Genomic DNA, 3,617 nt, shown 5'->3' with positions numbered 1-3,617 from the left:
GTTGATGCTAGTCAAGCAGATACGACAAAGGCAGGCACATTTGATGTGACCTATACGTATGAAGGAGTGACAAGTACTGCTAAAGTGACGGTGAAAGAAAAACAAACAGCCGTAAACGTGCATGACTCAACAGAAGAAAAACAAATAAAATTGAATAATAAATCTTTAGTGGATAAGAAACAATCATCATTACCTGAAACTGGAGAAAACAGATCGCTAGTAGGAACCTTATTAGGAACAATAATGTTAGCATTCGTAGGTTTGGGTACTTTTTTGAAAAATAAAAAAGATGAGGAATAGATTCAAGAGAGAATACTGAGTAGTGAAATATAATATTAGGGGGTTAATTCGGAAATATGTTGATATATTGTATATATATATCAACATATTTTTAGAAAATATAATAATGAAAAAAATTCTTCGTTTAGTCTTAATTTTGTCAATATTAATTTCTGCTTTTGGAAATAGTATTGAAATGAATGCAGAAACTAGGAAAGACGAGTTTGATGTTGATGAACTTGAATTGACGGATAATTCTAGTATTACAAAAGCTGAAGATTGGGTATTATCAATGATGGAATCTCCCAAATCTGAAGGGGATGGTAGCACGATTATACCAACTGAAGAATATGATCGTGACTATGTAGGAGAGGTTAAGGGCGAGTATTCACTGAAAGAAGCTCATGAAATAATTTACACTTCTCCAATAAAAGTTACATATCCTGAGAAACTCTCTGAAGGTTATCGAGGGATTGTAAAAGGTAATTTGCGCGAAGAAAGAGAAGGAGTTTTTTTTGTAAAAGCTTACTTAAAGGTAGGAAGTCGCGAATATGACCAATCACAATATGCAATTCCGGTGCAGGTTTCTGCAGATGGAAATTGGGAAATGGATCTGTCACCAGTTCCAGATTCAAGAGAAGGGGAATGGCATTTTCGTTTATATAAAATTGTAACAGACATTATTTACGACACGGTTGTTGGTGAAGGAAGATATGCAGATCAAGCAACGCTAATTGACGTGAACTATCCTGAAGAGATTACAGATGATTATCGTGGATCAGTGCACGGAGGAACCAAAGAAAGCTTAGTTGGAAACTATGAGGTAAAAGCGTTCTTAAAAGTAGGAAACACAGAATATGACCAATCTGATAAAGTGTCACCATCTGTAATGAATCAAGATGGCACATGGGAACTGGACCTATCCAGTGTTCCAGAAACAAGGAGTGGCTCGTGGCGGTTTGGTCTATATAATGTTGATACGGGAATGAAAGAAGGAGCAAGCTGGGCACCAGATTATGCTGTTCCTGTAACGATTGATTCACCAATTATTTTTCCAGATCAATATCGAGGTACAGTTACAGGAACTATGAAAGCCCAGGCAGAAGGGAAATATGCAGTAAAAGCATTCCTGAAGGTGGGAAGCACGGAATATGATCAATCAAAATTAGCCGTTCCAGGAGAAGTAAACGCTGATGGTACATGGTCGATAGATTTAAGTGGAATACCTGATTCCAGAGTAGGAACGTGGGTTTTTTATCTTTATCAAATTCCAGAAGAGGAACAAATAGGGACAAGTTGGCCTGGTGAAAGTTATTACAAAGATTTAGAATTTCAATCGATTGCAGTCACTTCTTCAGAATATGAAATTGCTACAGATAAAGTATATGTAGGAGATAAATGGACATCAAAAACGAGAACTGGAGAAAAGATGTATAGAATTGTTAATACATCTACTAATAAAGTATTAGCAGAATACTTTAAACCAGAGCTATCCGGTCTTGTCCGGTCGTATGAATATGATATTTCTGATCCAGAATATTCAACAGGAAGAAAGTACATTTCATATTTATATGATCAAGCGACAACATTGTTAACTGCAGTTGGAAATAAGGATGAACAGCTAGCTAATAGATTAATTAATGGTTTAAGTTTGACTCAAATTCAATCTGGAGATAATCAAGGAGCATTTCCCGCTCATTCATTCCAATTTCAACAAGCAGATGTAAAGTCTAGTATATGGGTTGGAGGAAATGCATTTATTACCTATGCGATGATTCGCTATTATGAACAGTTTGGGAACTCTTCAAACTTTTCTAGTGGAAATAAAGACAGTTTTGATGTGCTTTCAATGATTAAGAATAACTTAGATTTTCTATCAACAATGAAAATCAACGAAGGTGAGGGGCAAGGCTTATACACAGGAGGATATCGTAATGTAGAAGGCGAATTGGTGAAAATTGAATGGGCTTCTACCGAGCACAATACAGACTTATGGCATGTATTTGAAAGAGCTGGGAGAGTCATTGACGCAAAATATCTAACTGAAGCAGAGAACTTAGCACAAGTAATTCTTGATAAACTATGGAATGAAGAAGAGCAAAGATTTAACCAAGGCTTAAATGATCCTGCAAAAGCATTAGACGTTAATAGTTGGGGATCTATTTTTTTAAATGCTATTGGTGAAACCGAAAAGGCGCAATCAGCGTTAAAATATACAGAAATTTTTAAAGTAGACAAAGGCGTGACCTATGGTTACACACCTAAATTGAATTCAACAGTACTTCCAATATGGTACGAAGGTACTTTTGGGGTTAGTTTTGCAAAACGAATAAATGGAGATTCAAAAGAAGCAGCCGATATAATAAATGAATCCATTAAACAGCAAAATGATAATGGTTCTTTTCTATATGTAGCAGAAGCAGATCCTGGAAGACAATTAATTAGCAAACCATCTGTTGCATCTACTAATTGGTTTATACTGACAACTAAATTACCTAGTGTTCTTTGGTCAGAAAAGTATATTGACAATGAACAATACACTATAACCTATCATAAAGATGATTCGACTAGTGGTAAAGTTCCGATTGATCCCAATATCTATACTCTAGGAATGAATGCAACTATATTGGATGGGAAAACATTGAAAAAAGACGGTTATGATTTTGTTGGTTGGTCGGAAGAGAAGAAAAGCTCGAAAGTTGACTTCAAACCAGGTGAAGATATCGAAATGATTAAGAATCTTGACTTATATCCAGTTTGGAAAAAAACAGAGGATAATAGTATTAAACCTGAAGAGAAGCCTGAATCTAATTCGGAAAATAAACCTGAAACTGGTTCAAATCCAGAAAATGATAACAAGTCTGATAAATCTTCTAATTCAGCAAACGATAATAAACTCAATTCAAATAGAAATTTGAGTAATAATACTACGAAAAAAATTGATACTACTAAGTCCAAACTTCCGAGTACAGGAATGCATGAGAATAGTATTTATAACTATGTTGGATATAGCATAATTTTTGGGTTGTTGTTGTTTTTCATTTATAAATCAACTAAAAATAAATCTAATTTGGATAAATAAAAAAAAGAAAAAATTTTTTATTTTGATGATGTTTAGAAAATAGTTTAATGAGAATGAATTTGTGGCAACTATAATACAATGGTGTATTTTTACTCGAAGTAATAAAAAAATTCTCTTCTAGATTGCATTACTAAACTAATTTGGAAATCATATTTCGTTATCTATTCAATCTAAAAAAGCAAAAGAACTTCATGTCCTATATTTTTTGGAAAACAATGTAAGTCTGTAATCTTTTTTGTTTAAGAATGTATTTTGT

The 3,617-nt window shown here is 33.9% G+C and carries 2 protein-coding genes; both read left to right on the top strand.

Features of this window, described 5'->3' with window-relative positions; genetic code table 11:
• A partial coding sequence (locus tag JZO85_RS17360; protein WP_207109778.1) for a bacterial Ig-like domain-containing protein occupies positions 1-300 on the top strand: 300 nt, incomplete at its 5' end.
• A 106-nt stretch (positions 301-406) separates the two neighbouring features.
• Complete coding sequence (locus JZO85_RS17355) at positions 407-3,361, top strand: InlB B-repeat-containing protein (protein WP_207109777.1); 2,955 nt, start codon at positions 407-409, stop codon at positions 3,359-3,361.
• Positions 3,362-3,617: the final 256 nt, after the last annotated feature.

Source organism: Candidatus Enterococcus murrayae (assembly GCF_017315985.1).
GTDB classification, from domain to species: Bacteria; Bacillota; Bacilli; order Lactobacillales; family Enterococcaceae; genus Enterococcus_A; species Enterococcus_A murrayae.
The sequence above is the reverse complement of the archived record's forward strand: the minus strand, read 5'-3'. Positions and strand labels throughout refer to the sequence as shown.

Coding starts and splice junctions, on each gene's coding strand:
- JZO85_RS17355 (WP_207109777.1), top strand. CDS start 407: ATGAAAAAAATTCTTCGTTTAGTCTTAATTTTGTCAATATTAATTTCT.